This window comes from Nocardia sp. NPDC051463, assembly GCF_040681975.1.
Classification (GTDB): domain Bacteria; phylum Actinomycetota; class Actinomycetes; order Mycobacteriales; family Mycobacteriaceae; genus Nocardia.
Map to the genome: position 1 here is coordinate 91477 of NZ_JBFBAB010000028.1, position 6000 is coordinate 97476.

At 65.5% G+C, this 6000-nt stretch carries 5 protein-coding genes and 1 pseudogene; 1 reads left to right on the top strand and 5 read right to left on the bottom strand.

Annotated features, from left to right (window positions below; translation table 11 throughout):
- The gene (locus tag AB0M74_RS28555; RefSeq protein WP_366529376.1) at window positions 1–636 is read left to right on the top strand and encodes a histidine phosphatase family protein; all 636 of its coding nucleotides are present in this window, start codon (window positions 1–3) and stop codon (window positions 634–636) included.
- 400 nt (window positions 637–1036) lie between these two features.
- On the opposite strand, the pseudogene AB0M74_RS28560 reads toward AB0M74_RS28555, so the two are convergent.
- The 5 genes and pseudogenes from AB0M74_RS28560 to AB0M74_RS28580 form a co-directional block, all read right to left on the bottom strand.
- Window positions 1037–1285 (bottom strand): annotated as a pseudogene (locus AB0M74_RS28560) (alanine dehydrogenase); the annotation flags it as partial.
- A gap of 749 nt (window positions 1286–2034) precedes the next feature.
- The gene (locus tag AB0M74_RS28565) at window positions 2035–2814 is read right to left on the bottom strand and encodes an enoyl-CoA hydratase-related protein (RefSeq protein WP_366529377.1); all 780 of its coding nucleotides are present in this window, start codon (window positions 2812–2814) and stop codon (window positions 2035–2037) included.
- A gap of 166 nt (window positions 2815–2980) precedes the next feature.
- The gene (locus AB0M74_RS28570; RefSeq protein ID WP_366529378.1) at window positions 2981–3583 is read right to left on the bottom strand and encodes an ABC transporter permease; all 603 of its coding nucleotides are present in this window, start codon (window positions 3581–3583) and stop codon (window positions 2981–2983) included.
- A gap of 110 nt (window positions 3584–3693) precedes the next feature.
- Window positions 3694–4728: a medium chain dehydrogenase/reductase family protein gene (locus tag AB0M74_RS28575; protein WP_366529379.1), complete on the bottom strand. Its 1035-nt coding sequence runs from the start codon at window positions 4726–4728 to the stop codon at window positions 3694–3696.
- A gap of 77 nt (window positions 4729–4805) precedes the next feature.
- A complete protein-coding gene (locus AB0M74_RS28580; RefSeq protein ID WP_366529380.1) occupies window positions 4806–5375 on the bottom strand; it encodes a TetR/AcrR family transcriptional regulator in 570 nt (189 codons plus the stop codon).
- Between the last annotated feature and the right edge of the window lie 625 nt (window positions 5376–6000).

Consider the following 6000-nt stretch of genomic DNA (forward strand, 5'->3'; position numbering starts at 1 on the left):
ATGCAGGATGTCTACGTGGTGAGCCACCCACACGCGGAGCACACCCGACTCGATCTTGTCGGCGGGTGGCACGACTCGCAACTGACTGCGCGCGGCCGACGCGATGCGCACCTGGTTGCCGAAGAATTGAACCGCCGCCGCGACACGTCACGGCCGATCCGCATCACAACATCCGATCTTGCCCGATGCGCAGAAACCGCCACGATTGTCGCCACAACACTCGCCGCCCCCGTCACCACGGACCCCAGGCTTCGCGAGATCAGCTTCGGTGAGGCCGAAGGCCGACCGAACGACTGGCTCGCACAGCGGCAGGTGCCCGCACCCGAGGACAACCGGCTCGACCACCGCGGCCCCATCCTCGGCGCCGAGACCCGGCGCGAAGTCGCAACCCGGGTCGGGGCATGCATACGCGAACTGATGACCGACACGGTTCATGACCACGTCGTGGTCACTCACGGATACGCGCTGACGTTCGTCATCACCGCATGGATGCAGATCTCCGTCGACGCAGTCGGATTCGCGTCCTTCGCGACAACACCGGGCGCGATCACCCACCTGCGCCGGGACGACTACTGGCGCAACCGGGCCCTGCTCAGCCTCGCCGACACTTCCCACCTGAACACCGATCAGACCTGAACGGCGACGAAACAGGCTGATCACCCGAGGCCGTTGAGGTTTCGATCAGGGCCGGCGCGCCAACGCTGCGGCGTGCATCGCCCTGGTCTCGTCACGCTCGGTCCCGTCGGGGTGAGAGTTGTTCGCGTTATGGGTATCGATTCAGGGCTCCAGGTACAGGCGTTCATTGGGCAAGCGTGGGTATATGCGGCTGTCATCAGGAATCACTGCGAGATGTTTCGGATAGCGGCGGTCCCGGCAATCTTGTATGAACAACAAAGCCGCAGTGACGCACGCTGTGAAATCGAGGCGCACATTGCCGAGTTGCACTGCAAGGTGCACATCCGCTTCCTTCGGGTGCGGAGACATCTGGCTGCCCATGTCAGGATCGAGCCGTGCTGGGCACCGGGAAGAAACGCGCGTGGCGATCCTCGGCGATCGGTTCCTTGACCTCGAATAGCAGTTCCGCTGTACCCCACACGTTGTCGGGGGAGTCCATGATTGTCGCGCCCGCCCGCAAGTAGTCCGCGTCCTCGCACGACGACCCGCGGCAGCTGCCGGATTCGGCGAACGCTTCGTGTCCGTGGGAGATCAGTTCGTGGACCCCTGCTGAGGTCATCGCTACGCAGTACTCGTGGTTCTTGATTTCACTGGGGATTCCGATTTTCACAGGCAAATCTCCTGAACGTGCGTATCGAGGCTTGTGCAACAGCGCCGCAGTTGTCGGTTGGTGAGTACAACACCAGTTGACCGATTTCCAAGTATGAGGATTCGTCATCTATATACCCATACTGCTGCGGATAATTCTGATATTGCCCCAAACTTCTGCTGTATGTTCAGCCAGATTGCTCGATCTGGGTTCGCCACCGAGGGATCTTCGGTACGTGAGCGATGAGCCCGCCCGTGCGGCTCGATGTCGTCAGTGATGCGGCGCCAGGCACCCGTGACGCCCGCCAAAGCTGGCGGGCCACCGATCGGGCTGATTCATGAACGCTGATCGAGCGTTGAACCAGCCGGCGCGGCGGAGCTCGGGGTTTGAACACCCTCGCGGTCTCCTACGGCCTTCCGCGAGCCCGGCGGCTGGAGCGAAGCCACTCGGTATCGGATTTGTTGTTGAGCTGATGTGGTTTTCGGGGCTGCGCGCCCGATGCGGTCGATACCAGGGGCTCCTTCCGTGATCCGGTGCCACAACCCGGTTGCGCGGTCGGCGGTCGGACGGGTCGACACGATGGGCCCGTTGATGGGGGCATCGCCGCGGAGTGGGGGATAACCATCGGCGAAATTGTTCGGCGGCGCGGCCAGACGCGTTGCGGAATTCGGGCAATGGGTGCGGAATGGGTGAGCGACCAGCGGGGCACGGCCGAGCAACCACGAACCGTGACCCAGGGGCGCGGTATCGAGAAGAGTCTCGTGGTGGCGCTAATCGGGCCAGACGGGTGGGCGCTTCGCCAGGAAGGCCGCGATCCCTTCGCGAGCGCCGGGAAGTTGAGCGGCCGCAGCCATGACCTCCAGGGCGAGGGTGTAGGCATCCGCTTCAGGGCGGTCGAGCTGGCCGTAGAGAGTGCGCTTGCCGAGTGCCTTGCTGGCCCGGCTGCCTCGGGTGGCGCGGGCGAGCAGCTCCTCCACGGCGGTGTCCAGCTCGGCGTCGGGCACCGCTCGGTTGATCAGGCCCCACTGTTCGGCGGTGCGGGCATCGATCGGGTCGCCGGTGAGAGCCAGTTCCATCAGGCGTTTACGGCCGACGGCGCGGGCCACCGGCACCGCGGGGGTGTGGCAGAACCAGCCACCTTTGCCGCCGGGAAGTGCGAAACCGGCCGAATCGGCGGCGACAGCCAGATCGCAGGAGGCCACCAGCTGGCAGCCGGCGGCCGTGGCCAGGCCGTGCACCCGGGCGATCACCACCTGCGGTACCGACTCGATGGTCGACATGAGCTCGGTGCACAGCGTGAGCAGTTCCCGCACGCCGAGCAGGTCGCGCGCGGCGACGTCGGCGAAATCATGTCCTGCGGAGAACACCGGACCGCGCGCTCCGAGAACTATCCCGGTGGCGTCGGTCTCGCCGGCGGCCCGGAATGCGGCGAGCAGTTCGGCCAGATGCTCGCCCGACAGCGCGTTGCGCCGCTCCGGTCGGTTCATGGTGATGCGCACCGTGTCGCCGTCCCGTGCGACCAGCAAAGGGCGATGCTCCAAGGCGGTCATATCTCCACCGTAGATCTTTGCCGGCAACGACACGACACCTTGCGGCCGACTCGGTCGTATGTAGTCGCCGAAAGTGACCACCTCCCACACCGTTGTCGGCGCACTTGTGGGGGATGCGGGCCGGTGCCCGCCCGGCGGAGCCGAGCGGGCAGTGGGGGTGCCATTTTCAGGCGGCCGGCGCGGCGGCGCGGCGACGGGGTTCGAGGGCGGCGGCGACCAGGTAGCTGCCACCGCCTGCGAGGGCAAGCACCCAGTAGGGGCTCGCGCCGTCGAGAAGAAGTGCGGCCGACGAGGTGAGGGCGAGCCATGCGCCGAGCGTGTATTGCAACACATCGCGGTAGGCGGCTCCCCCTGCGAGATAGAGCAATCCGACGATCAAGCCGGAGCCGGTCGGCCAGAGCAGCATCTTCAGGTCGTCCTGGCTCAGCGCCGAACCCAGTGCGGTGATGATGAAGAACAGTCCGCTGAATCCGACCAGCCAGGAGACGGCGAGAAGTTTGCCGACGACCGCGTCCTTTCCGGTCGCGGAACGCTGGGCCCGCATGGACACGATGCTGGTGATGATCATCGCGGTCAGCAGTCCGCTGATCAGCAGGATGCTCGGCACCGCGGATGGGAGCCGCAGGACGGGATCGTCGCCGCGGGACAGGGCGTACGCACCGTGGCCGAGCAGCCACGCCGTGCCGAAGCTCAGGTAGGACGGCCTGTTGTCGAGGATGGCTCGCAGCGTGGATGGGTGGGACTCGGGGTTCGAATTATGCTGAGACATCACGGATCTCCTGTGCGGAATGCTCCGGGGCCGGTGAGCTCGACCCCGGAGGTGGGCGGCAAAAGTGGGGGAGGTGGATCGGACAGGTATTCGCGGCGGTGGAAACTGGTTCAGGCCCGGGCGTCGGCAACGATGACGACCTTGCCGACGACGGTGCTGGACTCGGCGAGTTCCAAGGCGCGGGCGGCTTCGGTCAGCGGGATGCGTGCGGCGACTCGAGCGCGCAGTGCGCCCTGGGCGGCGAGGTCGAACACCTTGCCCATGTCCTCGGTGATGCGGTTGCGAAAGCGGGTGAGATTGCGCTTACCCGCCCACAGGTTGAAGAAGTGTGCGTTTCGCTTGTTGGGCAGTGCATTCCACACCAGAAGCTGGGCGAACAGCTTCAGCACTGGCAGTCGTGAATTGCCCTCGTCGTTCTTGGTGGCAGCGGTGCCGTAGGAGACCAGGGTGCCGTGTGGGGCGAGCAGCTCGAACGAGTCGTTGATGCCGGGGCCGCCGATGTGATCGAACACGGCGTCCACACCCTCCGGTGCCAGCGCTCGAACCTGTTGTGGCACATCACCGCGGTAGTCGATCCAGGTCGCGCCGAGTTCTTCGACGGCTTCGGCATTGCGGGCGGATGCGGTGCCGATGACGCGAATGCCATTGGCGCGGGCCAGCTGAACGAGCGTCGAGCCGACGCCGCCGTTCGCGCCGTGCACCACGATGGTCTGTCCTGGCTGCACCTTCGCGGTTCGGTAGAGCATCTGCCAGGCTGTAATCCCGTTGACGACAAAGGTTTCCGCCTCGGCCGCATCGAGGGAGGCCGGTACTCGCACCAAGTCGGCGGCATCGAGCAGGGCGTGGCTGGTCCAGCCGCCGATCTTGGTCAGTGCGGCGACACGCCTGCCGACCAAGGTCGGATCGACATCGGCACCGACCGCGGTGACGGTGCCGACCAAGTCGTATCCAGGCACGAACGGGAAGGCGGGCTGGTCGTAGTACTTGCCGCGCCGCATCTGCTGCTCGGCGAAGGAGACACCGCTCGCCTCGACCTGGACCAGGGCTTGGCCGGAGCCGGGAGCGGAGAGCTCGCGCTGGGTGACCAGCAGGCCGTGCGGCTCGACGCGGCCGGGCAGGACGATTTCGGTGGCCGTGATGGACATGTTCTTCTCCTAGTGTGTGACTGATCAATCACTCGATGGGCAAATAAACGCCCCCCCAAGGGGGCGGTTTGTCGAAATCAGTGGGGGTTGGGGTGGCGAATGCCCGCGGTGAGGATGGTGGCCCAGGGGCTGTTGTCGCCGTCCAGGCCGAGGGTGGTGATCAGATGGCAGAGTTGCCCGAAGGCGATGAACCGCTGCACTTGCTCGTCCTCGGCGCCGGACCGCTGTTTGGCGAGGTCGGTCACGCGGCCCAGGCCTTGGCGCAACGCATTGCCGATTTCCGGGACCTCCGCGACGGACTGGGCGTGCACCTGCAACATGAGCAGGCTCCTGTCGCCGATGAGTTCGGCGTAGGCGCCGCCCATGTCGTACAGGATCTGCTCCGGGCTCGCACCGTCGGCGCGGGCGGCGACGGATGACATTGCGCGCTCGATCAGTTCGAAGCAGCGGTCGAGCGCGGCGACGAAGAGTGCGACCTTGCCGGGGAACAGTTTGAAGACGTAAGCCGGTGAGATCTGCGCCGTCGCCGCCACCGTGCTGATCGGTGTGCCGTGATAGCCGGTCCGGGCGAACTCGGTGATCGCGGCGTCGACGACGGTGTCGCGTCGTACATCCGATCGGGAGAGGGTGACTCCGCTCTTGCTCATGTGAGTGACTGTACACTCACTTTTTTAGGTGGGTCAACACCTGCACGGTTGCCGACATCACCGTCGACAACTGCTGTCGGCGAATGTGACCGGCGCGGGCTATGGCGAGCCGCGGCGGCGATCTCCGCAGCTGCTGCGATGGTTGTTCGATGCGAGGCAGGGGCGTCGAGGGGCCCGAGCGGGACGCCGCTTGGGAGATCGTCGACCGGATCTCGACCGAATGCAGCGGCGCTCTACTCACGCGGCGAGGGTTGGGTCGTTGCTCTCATCGGGCTCGACCGGCAGATCATCGGCTGAGACAAATGAGGTTCGAGCGCACTTCGCTTCAGGGGTGACTCGAGATCAGGCGTTGATGTCGAGATCATCGACATGATGCCATCCGGTGTAGACCCCGATATTGAGCCGGAAGCGGACGCGGCCGGGACGTTGGCGGCCAACCATCAACGGGGGCGCCACGCAGATAGATTGTCCGCGCAGTGGAATCGCAGGATCCCCTGAGCCGCAGCGGTTTCGGGCCGTGTGAGTGGCGGCGGGTCGGCTGGTGTGTTGCTGGCCGATCGTGGTGTCAGTGGAGGTGTCAGGTGTGTGTCAGGTCGGTGTCAGTCGGTCCGGCGAGGGTGTGTAC

What these genes read in the sequence shown, in the direction of transcription:
- AB0M74_RS28580 (WP_366529380.1), bottom strand. Translation starts at nt 5,375, where the DNA reads ATGAGCAAGAGCGGAGTCACCCTCTCCCGATCGGATGTACGACGCGAC.
- AB0M74_RS28575 (WP_366529379.1), bottom strand. Translation starts at nt 4,728, where the DNA reads ATGTCCATCACGGCCACCGAAATCGTCCTGCCCGGCCGCGTCGAGCCG.
- AB0M74_RS28555 (WP_366529376.1), top strand. Translation starts at nt 1, where the DNA reads ATGCAGGATGTCTACGTGGTGAGCCACCCACACGCGGAGCACACCCGA.
- AB0M74_RS28565 (WP_366529377.1), bottom strand. Translation starts at nt 2,814, where the DNA reads ATGACCGCCTTGGAGCATCGCCCTTTGCTGGTCGCACGGGACGGCGAC.
- AB0M74_RS28570 (WP_366529378.1), bottom strand. Translation starts at nt 3,583, where the DNA reads ATGTCTCAGCATAATTCGAACCCCGAGTCCCACCCATCCACGCTGCGA.